The organism is Veillonella sp., assembly GCF_032470285.1.
Lineage (GTDB): Bacteria > Bacillota > Negativicutes > Veillonellales > Veillonellaceae > Veillonella.
Map to the genome: position 1 here is coordinate 232,406 of NZ_JAWEKP010000003.1, position 17,824 is coordinate 250,229.

18 protein-coding genes are annotated in these 17,824 nt (G+C 38.7%); 2 read left to right on the forward strand and 16 right to left on the reverse strand.

Going from position 1 to position 17,824, the window contains the following annotated elements; all coding sequences use genetic code 11:
• Positions 1 to 21: 21 nt before the first annotated feature.
• Positions 22 to 1,008, forward strand: coding sequence for a GMP reductase (locus E7B10_RS05255; RefSeq protein ID WP_021148399.1), 987 nt, complete (start codon positions 22 to 24; stop codon positions 1,006 to 1,008).
• A gap of 137 nt (positions 1,009 to 1,145) precedes the next feature.
• On the opposite strand, the gene E7B10_RS05260 is transcribed toward E7B10_RS05255, so the two are convergent.
• From E7B10_RS05260 to ilvB, 12 genes are all read right to left on the reverse strand, one after another.
• Entirely contained in the window at positions 1,146 to 2,339 is a 1,194-nt protein-coding gene (locus E7B10_RS05260; protein WP_227037118.1) for an MFS transporter, read from the reverse strand.
• 168 nt (positions 2,340 to 2,507) lie between these two features.
• Entirely contained in the window at positions 2,508 to 3,686 is a 1,179-nt protein-coding gene (locus E7B10_RS05265) for an amidohydrolase (protein ID WP_287511411.1), read from the reverse strand.
• Positions 3,687 to 3,859: 173 nt separating this feature from the next.
• Positions 3,860 to 4,042, reverse strand: coding sequence for a hypothetical protein (locus E7B10_RS05270; protein WP_004696604.1), 183 nt, complete (start codon positions 4,040 to 4,042; stop codon positions 3,860 to 3,862).
• A gap of 144 nt (positions 4,043 to 4,186) precedes the next feature.
• Positions 4,187 to 5,374 (reverse strand): aspartate aminotransferase family protein, encoded by a 1,188-nt coding sequence (locus tag E7B10_RS05275; RefSeq protein WP_287511413.1) that lies wholly within the window; start codon positions 5,372 to 5,374, stop codon positions 4,187 to 4,189.
• Between the two features lie 85 nt (positions 5,375 to 5,459).
• A complete protein-coding gene (gene argB, locus E7B10_RS05280) occupies positions 5,460 to 6,317 on the reverse strand; it encodes an acetylglutamate kinase (protein WP_195394625.1) in 858 nt (285 codons plus the stop codon).
• A gap of 10 nt (positions 6,318 to 6,327) precedes the next feature.
• Positions 6,328 to 7,278 carry an N-acetyl-gamma-glutamyl-phosphate reductase gene (gene argC / locus E7B10_RS05285; RefSeq protein ID WP_287501441.1) on the reverse strand — a complete coding sequence of 317 codons (951 nt, stop codon included), beginning with the start codon at positions 7,276 to 7,278 and terminating at the stop codon, positions 6,328 to 6,330.
• Positions 7,279 to 7,388: 110 nt separating this feature from the next.
• A complete protein-coding gene (gene argF, locus E7B10_RS05290; RefSeq protein ID WP_353799197.1) occupies positions 7,389 to 8,399 on the reverse strand; it encodes an ornithine carbamoyltransferase in 1,011 nt (336 codons plus the stop codon).
• Positions 8,400 to 8,430: 31 nt separating this feature from the next.
• The gene (locus tag E7B10_RS05295) at positions 8,431 to 9,615 is read right to left on the reverse strand and encodes a M20 family metallopeptidase (RefSeq protein ID WP_287511416.1); all 1,185 of its coding nucleotides are present in this window, start codon (positions 9,613 to 9,615) and stop codon (positions 8,431 to 8,433) included.
• 218 nt (positions 9,616 to 9,833) lie between these two features.
• Positions 9,834 to 11,156: a metallophosphoesterase family protein gene (locus E7B10_RS05300; RefSeq protein ID WP_287511418.1), complete on the reverse strand. Its 1,323-nt coding sequence runs from the start codon at positions 11,154 to 11,156 to the stop codon at positions 9,834 to 9,836.
• A 6-nt stretch (positions 11,157 to 11,162) separates the two neighbouring features.
• Entirely contained in the window at positions 11,163 to 11,753 is a 591-nt protein-coding gene (locus E7B10_RS05305) for a carbonic anhydrase (protein WP_012864653.1), read from the reverse strand.
• A gap of 164 nt (positions 11,754 to 11,917) precedes the next feature.
• Positions 11,918 to 12,430, reverse strand: coding sequence for an acetolactate synthase small subunit (gene ilvN, locus E7B10_RS05310; protein ID WP_105098491.1), 513 nt, complete (start codon positions 12,428 to 12,430; stop codon positions 11,918 to 11,920).
• Between the two features lie 8 nt (positions 12,431 to 12,438).
• Positions 12,439 to 14,166, reverse strand: coding sequence for a biosynthetic-type acetolactate synthase large subunit (ilvB, locus tag E7B10_RS05315; RefSeq protein WP_295792853.1), 1,728 nt, complete (start codon positions 14,164 to 14,166; stop codon positions 12,439 to 12,441).
• Between the two features lie 193 nt (positions 14,167 to 14,359).
• Between ilvB and E7B10_RS05320 the strand changes: the two genes are divergently transcribed.
• The gene (locus E7B10_RS05320) at positions 14,360 to 14,638 is read left to right on the forward strand and encodes a glutaredoxin (protein ID WP_287510986.1); all 279 of its coding nucleotides are present in this window, start codon (positions 14,360 to 14,362) and stop codon (positions 14,636 to 14,638) included.
• 77 nt (positions 14,639 to 14,715) lie between these two features.
• On the opposite strand, the gene E7B10_RS05325 is transcribed toward E7B10_RS05320, so the two are convergent.
• The 4 genes from E7B10_RS05325 to E7B10_RS05340 all read right to left on the reverse strand — a co-directional run bounded on the left by E7B10_RS05325 (position 14,716) and on the right by E7B10_RS05340 (position 17,571).
• Positions 14,716 to 15,216, reverse strand: a complete 501-nt coding sequence (locus E7B10_RS05325; protein WP_004696629.1) for a folate family ECF transporter S component — start codon at positions 15,214 to 15,216, stop codon at positions 14,716 to 14,718.
• On the reverse strand, positions 15,206 to 15,553 hold the full coding sequence (locus tag E7B10_RS05330; RefSeq protein WP_004696632.1) for a nitrous oxide-stimulated promoter family protein: 348 nt from the start codon (positions 15,551 to 15,553) through the stop codon (positions 15,206 to 15,208). Before E7B10_RS05330 ends, E7B10_RS05325 begins: the two co-directional genes overlap by 11 nt.
• A gap of 9 nt (positions 15,554 to 15,562) precedes the next feature.
• On the reverse strand, positions 15,563 to 16,378 hold the full coding sequence (locus E7B10_RS05335) for a class I SAM-dependent methyltransferase (protein ID WP_287510990.1): 816 nt from the start codon (positions 16,376 to 16,378) through the stop codon (positions 15,563 to 15,565).
• Between the two features lie 404 nt (positions 16,379 to 16,782).
• Positions 16,783 to 17,571, reverse strand: coding sequence for a LemA family protein (locus E7B10_RS05340; RefSeq protein WP_287510993.1), 789 nt, complete (start codon positions 17,569 to 17,571; stop codon positions 16,783 to 16,785).
• Between the last annotated feature and the right edge of the window lie 253 nt (positions 17,572 to 17,824).

Genomic DNA, 17,824 nt, shown 5'->3' on the forward strand with positions numbered 1-17,824 from the left:
CTCGAAGGAGATATAGAAACTATGATTAATACAACTAACATCTTTGATTATGAAGACGTGCAATTGATTCCTAACAAATGTATTGTCTCCAGTCGTAGCGAATGTGATACACATGTAAAATTAGGTAAACGCACATTCCGCTTGCCAGTAGTACCTGCTAATATGCAAACTATTATCGACGAAGAGTTGGCTGAAAAATTAGCTCGTGAAGGGTATTTCTATATCATGCATCGTTTCCAACCAGAACGTCGTATGGACTTTGTAAAACGTATGCACGACCTTAACTTATATTCTTCTATTTCTATCGGCGTAAAAGCTGAAGAATTTGCTTTAGTTGATGAATTCAAGAAAGAAAACTTAACCCCAGAATATATCACTATTGATATTGCACATGGTCATTCCAATGCAGTCATCGAAATGATTCAATACATTAAAAAGAACTTGCCTGAGACTTTCATTATCGCTGGTAATGTTGGTACTCCAGAAGCAGTTCGTGAACTAGAAAACGCTGGTGCTGATGCGACTAAAGTAGGCATCGGTCCTGGTAAGGTATGTATCACTAAGTTAAAAACTGGCTTCGGTACTGGTGGCTGGCAATTAGCTGCTGTTCGCTGGTGCGCAAAAGCAGCTACTAAACCTATCATCGCTGACGGCGGTATTCGTGACCATGGCGACATCGCAAAATCCATTCGCTTTGGTGCTACCATGGTTATGATTGGCTCCCTATTTGCTGGTCATGAAGAATCTCCAGGGGAAGAAAAGATTGTTGACGGCAAAGCTGTAAAAGAATACTTTGGTTCTGCTTCTGAGTTCCAAAAAGGGGAACGCAAAAACGTAGAAGGCAAAAAGATTTTCATCGATTCCAAAGGTTCTATCTTCGATACATTAACTGAAATGGAACAAGATTTACAATCCGCTATTTCTTACGCTGGCGGAACGACTCTACAAGCTATCCGCAAAGTAGACTATGTACTTGTTAAAAACTCCATCTTCAATGGCGATCGCTAATCTAATCAATATATAATGATAGTTCTAAAAGCCACAGGTTCTAGACCTGTGGCTTTTTAATGCGTGAAATACATAAAATATAAAAATATGAAAAAGGAGCTACGATACGAAAATCGTAGCTCCTTAATTATAGGCTATTAAATTTGTTCTTCACTAAGACCACAGTCTTTACTCATTAAATGGTATGCGTATTTACCAATACCTGCACTTACAACAAGCAATGTAGTCAATACGATAAATGCTACTGTAAGACTTGTACCGTGCGCAATGAAACCAATTAAGGCAGGTCCCATCAAAATACCCATATAACCGAGCATTGTGGATGTTGCGACCGCTTGTGTCATAGGAATGACATTTTGTTCCCCCATTGCAGAGAATAGGTTTGGTACTATCATAGCTAATGAAATACCCAATAATAAGTAAGTATACATGGATGCATGACCTGGCAAGAACACGATAAGCCCCATCGCAATAGAGCCAAGTAAGTAGCCACCAACAACAACTTGCTTTGATGTTAAGTGTTTACCTAATCTATTACCAAGCAAACGGCCTATACACATAGTACCATTAAAGAGCATTACACCCATGACAGCCTCTTCGATAACAATCCCTTTATCTTCAAATAAATATAATGCACTCCAATCCCCTACAGCACCTTCTACCAAGTAAGAAACAAAGGACAATAAACCAAAAATAAGAGCGATTGGATGAAAGGACAATGGGCTTTTAGATTTTTTAGTAACCTTTGCATTTGGATCACTACCAAAGGTCAACATAAATTGGCTAACTACAACCATCGCAATAAATAGTACGATGAGAAGCCCCCAAATACTTTGATTAACAGGCAGCGATAAGATTTTTAAAAGCACGAGCAAAACACCGGCACCAGCAAAACCACCTAAGCTCCAGCCACCGTGATAGGCGCCCATTAAATGTTTTTTGCTCACCTTTTCTGTTAGGATAGCTTGTAAATTAGCAGAAGCACCACTAAGGCCTACACCAATACCAAAAAAGAACAGGGCTACTGTTGTTGTAGCAATAGTAGGACACATAGTAACGATGGCAAGAGATACCATACCAATAAAGCTAGCTAACAAAACGACTCTCTTACACCCAAAGCTTTCTACAAGCTTACCTGCTATAGCCATGGATAAACAAGAACCTACACCGAGCAACAAAATCATGGAACCTAATACATCTTCACCAATACTAAGCTTTGCTTTTAAATATGGCACAAAACCAGCCCATAAAGCTGTGTACATGCCGGGGATAAAAAATGCCCCAAAAGCACCACGAATATTTGCTGTTGAAATAGAAACTTGATCGTTCATTACATCCTTTCTGGCTTCTAGAACCGTCCGGCGAAGAAAGGCCCTTTTTATCCGCAAAGCACTAAAACTTGTACTTTAACAGGAAACCATTTTAATTACATATGATTTAATATTGGAATATAATAAACCCCTTTACGAAAAATGTAAAGGGGTTTATCAGATTAAAATTTATTTATTTTCTTGTAACCAAGCAATGGCATATTCCGCATACACCGCTGATGCCGCAGATAGTACGGAGTCATCCATATTAAATCTATTATTATGGTGATCGAAGGTAGCTTCTACATCAGGGTTTTGAATACCAATAAAGGCAAAGCATCCTGGTTTATCTTGTAAATACCATGCAAAATCTTCCCCCGGCATTACTTTACGCATCTTAGAAAGTTTGTCTTTACCTAATGTATCAATAACAACACGTTCTGCAAGTTCACTGGATTCAGGATCATTAATAGTAGGGGGTACTTTTTTTACATATTCTAATGTAGCAGTCGCTCCATAGGCCTCTGCAGTGTGTTCTACAATGCGGCGAATAGTATCGACAATATATTGTTCTTGGTTTGGATCAAAGAAACGAACTGTACCGCCTAGGGAAGCTTCCCCAGGGATGACATTCCATTCTGAGCCAGAATGAATATTGCCAATCGTAACAACGACGGAATCAAGGGCACTTACATCGCGAGAAACCACGGTTTGTAAATTCATAACGATGGCACTAGCCACCACGATAGCATCAATCGCTTGATGAGGCTGTGCACCATGACCTTGTTTGCCTTTTACATTAATAGTAATCTGGCTACTCGCAGCCATACGAGGACCCTCTTCTACAGACATGAGTCCCGCTGACAAATCGATCCACACATGCCCTCCAAAGATAGCATCTACCTTATCATACCAATCGCCAAATTTAATGAAATCCGGAGCCCCTGCTCCAGTTTCTTCCGCAGGTTGGAATGCTAAATACACATCGCCTTCAATACGGTCTTTCATAGACATTAGCATCTTAGCCGCACCTAATAAAATAGCCATATGTCCATCATGACCGCAAGCGTGCATTTTGCCTTCTACTTCTGATTTATAGTCCACTGCATTATGTTCATGAACAGGCAGTGCATCGATGTCAGCACGCAACGCGATAGCCTTTCCATGTTTAGCACCATGGATAATGCCGATTAAGCCGATACCACGTTCTGTGTCTACATGAACCTCTACGCCCATTGATTCTAGTTCTTTAGCGAGTGTCTTTGTCGTCTCAAACTCTTCATTGCTGAGCTCTGGATGTTTATGAAAATATCTACGCCAATTTTGCACGTAGCCTTTATATTGCTCTATTAAATCGCGACTATGCATCGTATCGCCTCCTCTAATATCAATATGCATCGCTAATATATAACGATTAAACAGTCTCCGAATTTATAAATACAAAACCTACATGCACCAAGAAAAACCCCTTATTTAGGGGAATAACATGGTAAAAGTAAAAGAAAACGACAGGCAGCGCGCCATGTCGTTTTCTCAGTTTCTTATCGGTTGCGCAATACTGCTTGTACCGCTAAGGATACAACAGCTGTTGCAACTGTCACAGCAGCGGTGATTTTCGCCGTTGTGATAATTTCTTCTTTTGTAGGTTTTGCTTTAGCTGCAATGTCCAACGTTTTTGCTACCGCTGGAACCAATACTTCATTACGTAAGGATTCTGTATTCATATTTACTCCTCCAATATAGACTGTTTCTTTTAGAGTAACACGAATACGGAGTAAAGTCTATATAATCATCGGTTTATTTCCATAGTTCAATGTTACATAACTATAGTAAACAATATTTATGAAAGTTAAACAAAATCTTACTTCTTACTGTGCTGCTAATTCTTCAATCACATCAGCTAAAATAGCAATAGCTTTTTCTAACTGTTCTTGCGGGATATTAAGAGCTGGTAAAAGGCGCACTTTATTTTTAGCAGATAAGCATACTACGCCTTTTTCAAGACATTTAGCTATAACAGCTTTAGCATCAACCGTAGTTTCAATGCCAAGCATGAGGCCCATACCGCTAACACCAAGAACGCCAGGTTTACCAGTTAAGGTAGCCTTTACGTATTCCCCTTTTGCTTTTACAGAGTCAAGGAGTTCAGGAGTTAACCGGCTAATAATGGTATTACCTGCAGCTGCGCAGATTGGATTACCTCCAAAAGTAGTAGCATGAGCACCAGCATTTAATACATATTGCATCTTTTCATTGAATAAGGTGGCACCCATGGGTAGCCCTCCGGCCAAACCTTTTGCAGTAGATACCACATCTGGTTCGATACCAAATTGTTGGTATGCATATAAGCTACCAGTCCGACCATTACCAGTTTGTACCTCATCGATGAGTACCAGTTGATCGTGTTCATGAGCATATTTTGTTACGCTTTGGACAAACTCCTTATCTAATGGCATAACACCACCTTCACCTTGAATAGGTTCCATCATGATGGCACAAACAGATGGATTAGCAAGGGCTTTCAAAGCCGCATCAATATCATTGGCTGGGGTATGAATAAAGCCTTCCGTAAATGGGAAGAAATGTTGATGGAATACATCTTGTCCTGTCGCAGACAAGGTGGTAATAGTACGACCGTGGAAACTATTGACTAAGGTAACAATTATATGACGTCCTTCGCCATATTTGTCATGGCTATATTTACGCGCTGCCTTAATAGCACATTCGTTAGACTCCGCACCAGAGTTAGAAAAAAACACCTTTTTCATCCCCGTTTTCGCACAGAGCTGTTTCGCTAGCTCAATTTGTGGCAAGGAATAGTATAAATTAGAAATATGATTCAACGCATGAGACTGCTTAGTAACAGCCTCAGTCCACTCATCATCGTCAACACCAAAGGCGGTTACGCCAATACCAGAGCCGAGGTCGATGTACTCTTTACCATCTACGTCCCACAAAAGAGAACCTTTTCCTTTTTCAAAGCATACGTTGAACCGACCATACGTATTGGCTATATATTCTTTATCTTGTTGTTCAAAATCGATTGCATTACTCATTATATCCTCCAAATGTACGGTCATGCCGTCGTCTATCTATGTAAAAGATACCCAATAGATGATTACCAGTATTATGTTTACTATATTAAGCAACAAACATTGTACCAAGGCCTTCATCGGTTAATAACTCGATAAGAATGGCATGTGGAATTTCACCATTGATGATGAATACCTTTTGTGCCCCTGCTTCTATGGCCTCTAAGCAGCAATCTACCTTTGGAATCATACCGCCTGCAATGACACCATCCGCTTTTAACTGAACTGCCTCAGCCATCGTAATTTTAGAAATTAAAGAATCTGGATCATGCACATCTCGCAATACACCATCAATATTGGTCATAGCTACCATGGTTTCCGCCTTGAGGGCACCTGCAATTTTCGCAGCTACCGTATCCGCATTAATATTGTAGGTCTTGCCATCGGCTCCCATGCCGATAGAAGAAATAACCGGAATATAGCCACGGCTAATTACGTCATGGATAATGCTGGTATCAATGGTATCAATATAACCTACGTAACCAAGTTCTTCGTTTTGTTTATGAACTTGAATCATGTTGCCATCTACGCCACAAAGGCCAACAGCTTTGCCACCAAGATCCGTTAAATCCGCCACGAGCCCTTTATTCACCTTGCCGGCTAGCACCATTTGTACAACATCCATCGTTGCTTCATCGGTAACGCGTAATCCATTAGCAAAATGTGATTCAATTTGCATCGCCTCTAAGGTACTATTAATAGCTGGACCACCACCATGAACGAGGACTACTTTTACACCCACTAATTGGAGTAATAGTAAGTCCTTCATAACGGATTTTTTTAATTCTTCATCAATCATGGCATTGCCGCCATATTTAACGACAACGTACTGATCTGTGTATTGTTTTATATATGGAACGGCCGCCGTTAAGATATGCGCCCGCATTGCATTTGTTACATTCTTCATAGATTCCTCTCTAACCTAATACTAAACCAGTATCCTCTGGTAAACCCAATGCAATATTCATACATTGAACGGCGGCACCCGATGCACCTTTACCTAAATTATCGAAAATGGCGTGAACCATGATGCGTTCATCGTTACCAGTGACATAGATTTTCATACTGTCCGTATTGCTCAATTGGTTAGCGTTTAACATACCGCTATTGCTATTTTCAGTAAATGGTGCAACCGTAACGATTGTACTATCTTTGTAAAAGTCTTCTAACGTTTGTTGTACCTTATCAATGCAAACAGGTTTATGACATAAACGACTATGAATACCTACAGTAACCTCCATTCCAGAGTAGTAATCATCAACAATTGGCATAAAAATTGGAGCTTCACTAAGGCCGCATACATGTTGTACTTCGGGTAAATGTTTATGTTCTTGGCCAAGCCCATATTGACGTGGAGCATAAAGGAAATAGTCCTTAGGACTACTTTCATATTGACCAATCATCTTCTTACCACCACCGCTATAGCCTGTTAAGGATGTAATGGTGAAAGGATAATCCACTGGCACGAGCCCTGCTTTTACAAGAGGCGCTATACAAGCTATCATACCACTCGCATGACAGCCAGGATTTGCAATATGTTTTTTAGTAGCAATAGCTGTCTTATAATTAATACCAAGTTCTGGAAAACCATAGGCCCAATCAGAATCAGTTCTAAAAGCGGTAGATGTATCAATTACCTTGCACGGCAAGTCACCGATAACCGCCATAATATCTTTAGATACCGCATCAGGTAAACAAAGAAATACGATGTCTGCCTTTTTTGCAACCACTTTAATGGCCTCTACATTTTTGCGATCCTCATCAGCAGTCGCTAAGAGTTCTATATCTTTTCGATCGGATAATCGTTCATGAATTCTAAGACCCGTTGTGCCTTCATGACCAACAATAAATACTCTGTGGGGTGTCATAATAAACCTCAATTCTCACCTATTGGTGACTCACACCTATTTATACATCCCTTGAACCAGTATAAATAGAAAACCAACTATACCATACATCACCTTCTAGGGAGATGAACTTACTTCAATGGATAGTCACTAAATGTGGCAACCATAACCGCCTTAATAGTATGAAGACGATTTTCTGCTTCTTGGAACGCTAAAGAGTTTGACCCTTCGAATACCTCTTCGGTTACCTCAATGCCATTCATGCCAAACCGTTCATAAATATCTTTACCTACTTGTGTTTCTGTGTTGTGGAACGCAGGTAAACAATGGCAGAACTTAGTATTTGGATTGCCAGTTAATGCCATCATTTCTGCATTTACTTGGAATGGTTTAAAGGTATTGATACGTTCCTCCCACATATCATATGTATCGCCCATCGTTACCCACACACCAGTGTAAATAACATCTAAGCCTTTAACGCCTTCAGCTACATCATCTGTGCAAGTAATAGTAGCACCCGTTTCTTTGGCCACTTTTAAGCACTCTTCGTAGAACGGACCAGCTGGCCAGTATTGTTTAGGACCAATGAGTCTGAAATCCATGCCCATTTTAACGGCACCACTCATCAAAGCATTGCACATATTTGATTGACCATGTCCAACATAGGCAAAGGAAATTTCATTCAACGGTTTGTCGATATTTTCTTGAAGTGTTAAGAAATTAGCTAATGTTTGTGTCGGATGATCCATATCGGTAAGTCCATTCCAAACTGGTACACCAGAGTATTCCGCCAATGTATCTACATCCTCTTGGTCAAAGCCTCTAAACTCGATGGCATCGTACATGGAGCCAAGAACACGAGCCGTATCCTTTAAGGATTCTTTCTTATTCATTTGAGAACCTGTAGGACCAAGATATGTTGTAAAAGCCCCTTGATCAGCAGCCCCGACTTCAAAGGCACAACGTGTCCGTGTGGAATCCTTTTCAAAAATTAATGCAAAGTTTTTACCTACTAATGTTTTGATTTCTTTGCCCACTTTTTTATCGGCTTTTAATTTTTTTGCTAACTCCAAGAAGTATTTAATTTCCTCTGGTGTATATTGAAGCATTGTTTTAAATGATGTATGTTGTAAACTTTTCATGATAACCTCTTATTTCAAACTATGTGTTTAACTACTTTTCTTGTAAATATTCGGCGGCCAACGCTGCCATCATTGTGATACCTGGTTCAAGGATACTTTCATCGATGGTGAAAGCTGCATTATGCAAAGCCGGATTGCCTTCAAAGCCAGTGCCTAACCAAAGGAACGCACCTTTGATTTTATGAAGATAGGCGGAGAAGTCTTCTGCTGCCATAGATGGGAACTCAGGATGTACCACTGCGTCTTTACCAAGATATTTCTCTACAATGGATGTGGCATAATCAATGGCCTCTGGATTATTGATAGTTGCACCATGTCCCCTTTTATAATCCAAAGTACTTTCCGTTTTAAACAACACATCGAGGGCCTGTAAACTTTCACCTAATCGTCGTTCAATATAATCACGTTTTTCTGGTTCATAGGTACGACAAGTGCCTTCAAAATACACATCACCACAGCCCACATTGTATCGATCACCACCATTAATCACTCCAATTGTACACACGAGATTTTCCATGGGATTCGTTTCGCGAGCCACCATGGATTCCACATTTACAATCCAGTTTGCGGCTGCTACAATTGCGTCTACCCCATTATGAGGTTCTGCACCATGAGTAGCTTTCCCTTTAATGTGTACGAGGAAGTGATCGGATGCAGCCATGAGATTACCTTTTTTAAGACCTACAGTTCCCACTGGCAATTGAGGCCACACATGAAGTCCATATATCTCATCCACATCGTCGAGGATGCCGCTATCGACAATACCTTGAGCCCCTGGAAATAAAGCTTCTTCTTCTGAAGGTTGAAATACGAGTTTCACGGTCCCATGTAATTGATCTTTAATAGATTGTAGAATCGCCGCTGCACCAAGTAAAATTGCCATGTGGCTATCATGACCACAGGCATGCATAACACCTTCATTTTGTGAAGCAAAGGGCAAGCCTGTTATTTCATGTATGGGTAACGCATCCATATCGGCACGCAATGCAATAACAGGGCCTGTATGAGCACCTTCTATCTTACCGATAACAGCATAATCAGAAATATCGTTTACAAAGGGAATTCCTAGTTCACCAAGCACCTTTTGAATAAATAAAGATGTATGTTTCTCTTCACCAGATAACTCTGGATGGCTATGAATATGTCGGCGCCATTCCACAACTTGTTCTTTATATTGGGAGGCATAAGTTTTTATTAAATCTTGTAATGCATTCATTACTCTATCTCCTTTATACACTGTATGTATATTTTATACATATTTTGTGCATTTTTATAATCTATACACGTATTATAATACTACCTACCATAATTAGCAAGTATTTATACAAATCTTCCGTATTTTTATTTGTTATATTGTAAATCAATTTTACTCATAGATTCTTGCTACCTTTGATTAGAGAAAAAAAGACACCTTCCAAAGAAGGTGTCTTTTTCTTATTTTTCAATGACTGATTCGTCAAGCTGAGTACCATCAGGTAAAAATGATTTTATAATCAGCTTATTTGGTGTTACGGTCATAGACATATAATTATTCGTTTCAGGCTGAGGTGCTACATATACATCTAAGGGATGTTGCTTCCACTTAGGACGTCGTGCATCACCAGCTATCCCTGTAAGGATATATAGTGGACCAGTTGGATTTCGATCAAAGTTTCGTACATGACCGCGGTTGCGATATGTATGTAAATGAGCAGATAATACTAAGTCCACGTTAAACTCATCGAAGATAGGCATAAATAATACGCCCTCATCATCGAAACCTACATCTCGACTTGCGCCTGGTCTGTCAAAGGCATATTGGAATGGATCACGATGCATGAGGACTACAGTCCACTTTTTAGTATTAGCAGCTAAATCTTGACGTAGCCACTGAACCTCTACATCGTACAAATCAGGATGATGAGTATCATGATTATCCTCATGATTGCTTTCATATAACATTGTATCTAATACAACGTAATGCACATCACCGAAGTCATAGGAATAATAACGACGATTAAAAATTTCATTCCCATTAGGCGGTACTGCGAAGTAATTCAAATACGCATAAGGCTCGCGCATTTTCCAATCTAATGTATACATCTCGTGATTGCCTAATGTCGTTGCTAACGGCACATTAGCACTCAACGGTCTAATGGAATTTAACCAAGTGCGCCATTGATAGGCATGCTCTCCATTATCTACAAGGTCACCCATGCTAATATACAAGGCTGTCCTAGGGTTACGATGTGCTGAGTCCTTTACAATCTCTTCCCACTGAGAATAATCCCCCGACTGAGAGTCTGGATAGATAAGAACATCATACACACTGGAGCCAGCAGTTTCCAACAAATACCAATCACTTCGACGATCATTACTATAACCAACGCGATATTCATATTTTGTATTAGGTGTTAGACCTGTCAATGTAGCCTCATGGATATAGGTAGTGCTACCGTCATCGGTAAAAGCTTTATCCGTTGCCCTTATCGTTTGAGTATTTTCAGAACCTGCTAGGCGATACTCTATTACCGCATCAGCTTCGCTGCTATCTGATTGCCACATAATAGTACGACTCGTGCTGTTATCTTGAGCTACGATTTGTCGAATATAACGGCCTTCAGAATCTAGGAGTGGCTTAATATCTTGTCCACTTACAACGGCAGCCGTTCTAGCTATGCGACTCTGTATGGCATCCTTATAGACATATCCACCTACAACAGCACAGATCAAGGCAATAATGGTCAGTACGGATATAATTAATCTTTTTTTGTTCATATAATTCTAATTCTTTTCGTAATATTGTTTCATTTGTGTATAGCCATTAACAATGACTTCGATTTCACCCGTTCTAGGATGGAAGATAAGTCCGTGAATAGGCACATCTTTAGGAATCAAAGGATTCATACGCAATTCGTCTACTGTATCCTCTACATTTTCAGCAGGATGTGTAAAGCCATCAGCCCAGCGTTCCATTTCTTTACGGACCATATGAATCGCTTCTGGTGCAATACCACGAGCCAACATTTTTTCTGTTAGATCTTTTGCCGTAGTTTTTGCCATACCACATTCGTGATGACCAATGATAAAGATTTCGTTAACACCTAGCTCATAAATACAAACAAGTAAACTACGCACAACGCCATCAAAGGGACCTGTAATACAGTTACCTGCAGTCTTTACGATTTTCGCTTCACCGCGCCCAATATCCATGGAATCTTCTAAGAAGTTAACAAGACGTGTATCCATACATGTAACAATTGCCATTTCACGACTAGGCATTTTACTACACTTTGTATCTGTATCTACATAACCTGTATTTTGATCTTCTACATATTCTCGATTATGGGCTAAAATATCATCTAATAAGCTCATAGTACCTCCTATATAAAAAGACCTTAGCAAGCAACCAAGGTCTTTATATCAATAATGGTCGATATAAATATTATATCATATGCAGTTCTACACACTCTAAACGATTACCATGTCTGTAATACACTTACATTATAAATGGACTTAAGTTAGATTTAAAACAGCTCTTATTTATCAGGTGTAGATAATGCCTCGATTGCCACGCTACCACCGCGTACAACTTCAATGCGATTCACGAACATATCTTTAAATAAGGCAATCATGTCATTATTTTTAGATACGGTCTTTACACATTGTATCAGTACAGACTTACGGTTATAGTCCACCACTAAGAGATCAAAGGTTTGAGCAATACGGAAGATTTCTTGTTTATCCGCTTCCTTACAGCTATTAACTTTGATAAATAATAACTCTTTTTTCGTAATCGGCATATCCGTAAAGTCGATAACCTTAATTACCTCTACGCTGCGGTTCAATTGTTTAATAATTTGTTCATACGTCAAATCATCACAAGTAAGGTCAATCGTCATACGCGACATAGTAGGATCTTCTGTTTCCCCTACCGTCAATGTATCTAAATTATAGTTTTTACCAGCAAAGAGACCTGAAATTTTAGCCAATACACCGATTTGGTTTTCTACATACGCTGAAATGCAGCGCTTTTTCATATGTACTTCCATAGCCCCTCCTATTTTTTATCCTTTAATAACATATCACTTAAAGATTTACCTGCAGGTACCATTGGCAATACATTGAGCTCTGTAGGAATGATGAACTCAAGTAAGGTTGGGCCATTTTTGAAAGTATCCGCCAATTGGAACCCTTTTTCAATATCCTCAACTTTAGTAATGCGCATTGCCTTAGCACCATAAGCCTCTGCCAATTTCACGAAGTCTGGCACATATTCAAACTCATTATTATCAATGATATCTCGTGTAACAATGGAGCTTTCATCCATCATCAAATTCGTACAAGCGTAACGTTTATCGTAGAACAATTGTTGCCATTGACGTACATTACCGAGGAAACCATTGTTTAAAACAATTAGCGTCACAGGTAAACGATAGTGCATAGCGGTAGCAAACTCTTGGATGTTCATTTGCACCCCACCATCACCACAGATGGCAAATACGCGCTTATCTGGATTTCCCATTTGAGCACCTAGTGCTGCAGGGAAGCCATAGCCCATAGTACCAAGACCGCCAGAAGTCAGCATTTGGTGTTGTCCTTGTACCTCTAAGAACTGAGTAGTCCATAGTTGGTTTTGACCTACGTCAGTAGTAACAATTGGGCGATCATAGTGATTATTGATGTAGTCAATGACTGTTTGAGGTGTTAAACCTTCTTCATCAGCTTGCGTTACAGGACGTTCTGCTTTAAGCTGTTGCAGTTGTTCAGGCCAATCACCAAGATCATGAGGCTCAATATACTCTAAAAGTTTTTCAATAGCCAATTTAGCATCGGCTACGATTGGAATATCTACTTTAATATTTTTTGAGATAGATGCTGCATCTACATCGATATGAATAATCTTACAATTTTGTGCAAAGGTACTTAATTTACCCGTAATGCGGTCATTGAAGCGAGTGCCAATAGAAATCATTACATCACAATCTGTGAGTGCCACATTTGGTGCATAGCCACCGTGAATCCCTACATTACCGAGGTATAGAGGATGACGTGTATCTACGGCCCCTTTCCCCATCAAGGTCGTTACAACTGGAATGCCTGTTTTTTCAATTAAATCCATCATAAGCTGGTTGGCACCACTAATGCTGACGCCACCACCTAATAGGAACAGTGGTCGCTTAGCCTTAGAAATGATGGAGCAAGCCTTTTTAACTTGCCCTACGTGAACAGCCATATTCGGTTTATAACCGCGAATATTAACCTCTGTAGGATATTCATCAGACCCCATCGCCTTTTGAATATTTTTAGGAATATCTACAACTACAGGACCTGGACGACCGGTACGAGCAATGTAGAAAGCTTCTTTCAAAATGCGCCCTAAGTCTTTACGATCACGGACAGTGACAGCATATTTACAAATATTACGGACGATACCAACTGTATCCACCTCTTGGAAGGCATCATTGCCCATAAGACCTAAGTCTACTTGGCCTGTAATACAAACGAGAGGCACACTATCTGCATAAGCAGTAGCAATACCTGTTACAAGATTGGTAGCACCTGGTCCAGAGGTTACCATACAAACTCCCACCTTACCCGTGCTACGAGCATACCCGTCAGCAGCATGAGCTAACGCTTGCTCGTGACGAGGCAAAATAACCTTTACCTGATCTTGTTTATATAATTCATCCATAATATCAATAGTAGCAGCCCCAGGATAGTTAAATAAGATTTCTACCTGCTCCTCTTGAAGGGCTTTTACCAAATACTGCGCGCCTGAAATCATAGGTGTCTCCTTATCTATGTAATACATGCATATTACATTCTCAATATTCTCATTAGATATATCTAAAAAAATTGAATATCTTATATAGATGTGATATACTCAGTAGTGTACCATATATTGTGGTGCATGAGTATGTATAAAATCTCAAATTATGTAAGTATATGTTGATTCTATCTGGAAAGGACTGTGTAACATGAAAGAAATCTTAGGTTTCCACTTAATCGGTTGCCCTTACTGCGAAAACGCATTCCGCGCTATCGATGAACTCGTTGCAGAAAACCCTGCATACGCAGATATTCATATTAACTGGGTTGAAGATCAAGATGCTCACGAGCTCTTCAAAACTCATCCATATGAATACTATCCGAACTTATGGTTCGACCTCGACAAACAATACGAGGCGCAACCTGGTGAAAGCTATGCCCAAACAAAATCTTTAATCAAAACTGTATTGGACAAAGCACTCGCGTAAAACGCTATATTTACAAATAATAATGCACCCCTAACATATAATCTAATGTTAGGGGTGCATTTTAGTATACTGTAAGATTATGGCTTTTTTTGTACCATAAACTTACTGACTGCCTTATACACAATTAAAATCAATGCAATTTCTAAAGGGAAACAAATGATATTTTTAATAAGACGTCCAATAAATATAGCAGATACTGCTTTGTTATAAAATATTGTGAGCCATATTGTATTTAATATCAGATGTATACATACAGTAACAATCGTCTCCGGTAAAAGTAATTGTTTAAATGTAACATTACGTCCGTGTAAAAAATACCCATACACATAGCCTACAAGAAATTCAGATATGATAAAGCCGGGAAAGAATACCCCTTGTCCAAATAAAGACATACCTATAAAACAGGCAATAGCAGCCATTATACCTGCTGCCATAGGCCCATAAAGAATACCAAATATAGCGGTTGATAAAAATCCAAAGGTAATATGTATAAATGTAGTATGAATAGCAAATATATAAGATAGTAAAACCGTCAATGCTACAAACATTCCTGTCTTTACAATCATATCAGTTTTCATAAGAAGTACGACTCCTTTTTCTATCCTTCCACTCTAAATACATATGGCGAATAACTTGAATTGGTGATATAAATAACATTCTAGGTCCACCATAGCGCATGATTTCACGTATTTTTTCACGATACGTAGGCGCATAGCAATGCGTTTTACATACGCTGCAGAAGGTCTTGCTTTCCATATGAGGACATACATCTATACGATGTTCAGCATATTGCCAAACTTTTTGACACTCCTCACAGAGTTGTCCTTTAGGAGTGTGGTGCTTATTATGACAATAGATGCCAATAATCTGGTACATAGTTTTTAGTTCTAACTTACGTTTCTCATCAACTGTCATGTTTCTCTCCTATTTCACAGACCATGAAACCCAAGCCACCTTATCAACAGTCTTATTATGGATTTCTCCATCAATAGCTAGTGGCTCAATGAGATTTCTAATCTCTTCTTTCATGTCTTCCATGTCTCCCCATCCATTATTATGAAGTCGCATGGTAAAATAATTAACTGCCTTTTCAAGAGACATAACCTCTGTTTCAGGAACCGTTTTATAAGTCACTTTCACATTACGCCCCATCTCATGAATTACATCTAAACACTCATTCATCTTGCCATCCCATGGGAAAGAATCACGTCCAAAGAAATGTTCAGATAACATATCTACCATTTCGTCACTCCGTTCACTGAAAGCAATCCACAAGCATTTATCATTGCTTGCATCGTGCATGGCGCGAATATTTTCTACATCAAACATAATTGGGCAGAAGATACTGTATGCCAAGTCAAAGCTTTTATCCCAACCTAGCTCTCGACGAGTTTCATCAGACCAAGGTCCGATATATAAACTAAGATCTAAACCTTCTGACTCTGCCAATTGTTTAGCACCGCGAATCATACCATCAGATAAATCGATACCAGTCGCTTTATAACCTTCCCGAGCTAACCCAAGTGCATAGTCACAAACACCACAACCTACATCAAGTGTACGACCATTCGCTGAAGGTAATAAATTTTCATCCTTTAAGAAGGCTAAAAAATCAGTGACCTGTGCCTTACGATCCTCGCGATTGTGCATTTCTACAAAGTACTCGGAACGATGGTTCCATGCGTCTTGCTCATCACGCCAAGTTTCATTGACGGTAAGCTCTTGTATTTTGTTTGTCATATTATCCCCTCTAAATAGCTACATCCCCAAACGAATGAGCTATAGATATATATATAAGTAATTTTCATTTAGTTAAATTCACTATGTAATTTAACTCTCCCCTATATGTCCTAGTGTTCCGGCTAGGATGTTCAGATTTTCATATAGCTATCCTTATTGTACATCATTCTCAAAATAAAATGTGTTACTCAAGTCACATTTATTATGCTATTTCGATATTATTGAATATATAATTTCACATCAATAAATGAATTATCCATATCTAAAATTAACTCAATATCAAAAATACGTTCATACTTAATATACGAAAAAACTCCACTCAAAAAAGTGGAGTTTTTTATTTCTCATATTTTATTGCTAACAGAATTAAATTCTACCTGATTGTATACATCTATTTTATTTAACTATTTCTCTTCTTGCTTCTCTACTGATGTAGAACTATCACCATTTTTTGATGCTTCTGGTTCAGAAGTATCCTCAGCTTTTGCTATTTCTTGATCAGTGCTTTCTTCAGGCGTTACATTTTCATTATTAGAAGCAGCTTCACGCTCTTGTTTGATCCGTTCTTCTCGCTTAGCTTGTGCCTCTTGTTCTTTCTTTTGTAAGGTCTCACTAACTTTTTCAGTAGTTTTCTTTAATTTATCGCAACCTTTTTTAGCTAGGTCTTTAATAGCTTTAGAATCAGCACCACTGAACTCAGAAAACGTACCTTCTCTATTTGGCTCAAAAAACGGCGCTTCTTTAAAGCCCAATAATGATGCAGCAAATACCATTGGAATTTGTGCCAAAGTACTGTTGTATTGTTTCACTTGATAGTTATAAACTTCACGCTTATTTAAAATTAGTATGTCATTTTCTCTAAGAGATTCTTGGAATTCAGCATATTGAGTATGGGCCTTCAAATCCGGAAATTGATTTACTAAGGCAGTAATATTTTCTACCGCTTTGGATGTTTCACGAGCCATCTCTACAAAGGTATTGGACAATTTTAAGGGAGTTAATTTTTCATAACCATCTAGCTCATTTACAAGGTTAATAAATCCATTTATGATAGATACCTTTTTCTCATAGAAAACCATAATATTAGTACGAGTCTCTCTGATTTCTCCAGACAAGTTTTGCAACAAGTTATATTGTTTAATGAATAGGTAAATTAAGAATACAATTAATAAAAATAAAAGTGTTGAAAGCATAAATACACCTCCATATCTACATCAAATAACAATGCAAATTTTGAGGACATTATATCATACCAACTATATAAGGAGTGTGAAATTTCAATCATGAAGCAACATAATCCTATTAATCTTCAATCATTACTCGATATACTGGCATTCTATCTACTGTTTCTACATATTCTTATCCTTCAAAATAATCTTGTCCTTCTACTATTTATTAGCAATTTGATTATAAAAATGATTCCATACATTACTTATATTTATTATA

Coding starts and splice junctions, on each gene's coding strand:
- E7B10_RS05255 (WP_021148399.1), top strand. CDS start 22: ATGATTAATACAACTAACATCTTTGATTATGAAGACGTGCAATTGATT.
- E7B10_RS05260 (WP_227037118.1), bottom strand. CDS start 2,339: ATGAACGATCAAGTTTCTATTTCAACAGCAAATATTCGTGGTGCTTTT.
- E7B10_RS05265 (WP_287511411.1), bottom strand. CDS start 3,686: ATGCATAGTCGCGATTTAATAGAGCAATATAAAGGCTACGTGCAAAAT.
- E7B10_RS05270 (WP_004696604.1), bottom strand. CDS start 4,042: ATGAATACAGAATCCTTACGTAATGAAGTATTGGTTCCAGCGGTAGCA.
- E7B10_RS05275 (WP_287511413.1), bottom strand. CDS start 5,374: ATGAGTAATGCAATCGATTTTGAACAACAAGATAAAGAATATATAGCC.
- argB (WP_195394625.1), bottom strand. CDS start 6,317: ATGAAGAATGTAACAAATGCAATGCGGGCGCATATCTTAACGGCGGCC.
- argC (WP_287501441.1), bottom strand. CDS start 7,278: ATGACACCCCACAGAGTATTTATTGTTGGTCATGAAGGCACAACGGGT.
- argF (WP_353799197.1), bottom strand. CDS start 8,399: ATGAAAAGTTTACAACATACATCATTTAAAACAATGCTTCAATATACA.
- E7B10_RS05295 (WP_287511416.1), bottom strand. CDS start 9,615: ATGAATGCATTACAAGATTTAATAAAAACTTATGCCTCCCAATATAAA.
- E7B10_RS05300 (WP_287511418.1), bottom strand. CDS start 11,156: ATGAACAAAAAAAGATTAATTATATCCGTACTGACCATTATTGCCTTG.
- E7B10_RS05305 (WP_012864653.1), bottom strand. CDS start 11,753: ATGAGCTTATTAGATGATATTTTAGCCCATAATCGAGAATATGTAGAA.
- ilvN (WP_105098491.1), bottom strand. CDS start 12,430: ATGGAAGTACATATGAAAAAGCGCTGCATTTCAGCGTATGTAGAAAAC.
- ilvB (WP_295792853.1), bottom strand. CDS start 14,166: ATGATTTCAGGCGCGCAGTATTTGGTAAAAGCCCTTCAAGAGGAGCAG.
- E7B10_RS05320 (WP_287510986.1), top strand. CDS start 14,360: ATGAAAGAAATCTTAGGTTTCCACTTAATCGGTTGCCCTTACTGCGAA.
- E7B10_RS05325 (WP_004696629.1), bottom strand. CDS start 15,216: ATGAAAACTGATATGATTGTAAAGACAGGAATGTTTGTAGCATTGACG.
- E7B10_RS05330 (WP_004696632.1), bottom strand. CDS start 15,553: ATGACAGTTGATGAGAAACGTAAGTTAGAACTAAAAACTATGTACCAG.
- E7B10_RS05335 (WP_287510990.1), bottom strand. CDS start 16,378: ATGACAAACAAAATACAAGAGCTTACCGTCAATGAAACTTGGCGTGAT.
- E7B10_RS05340 (WP_287510993.1), bottom strand. CDS start 17,571: ATGCTTTCAACACTTTTATTTTTATTAATTGTATTCTTAATTTACCTA.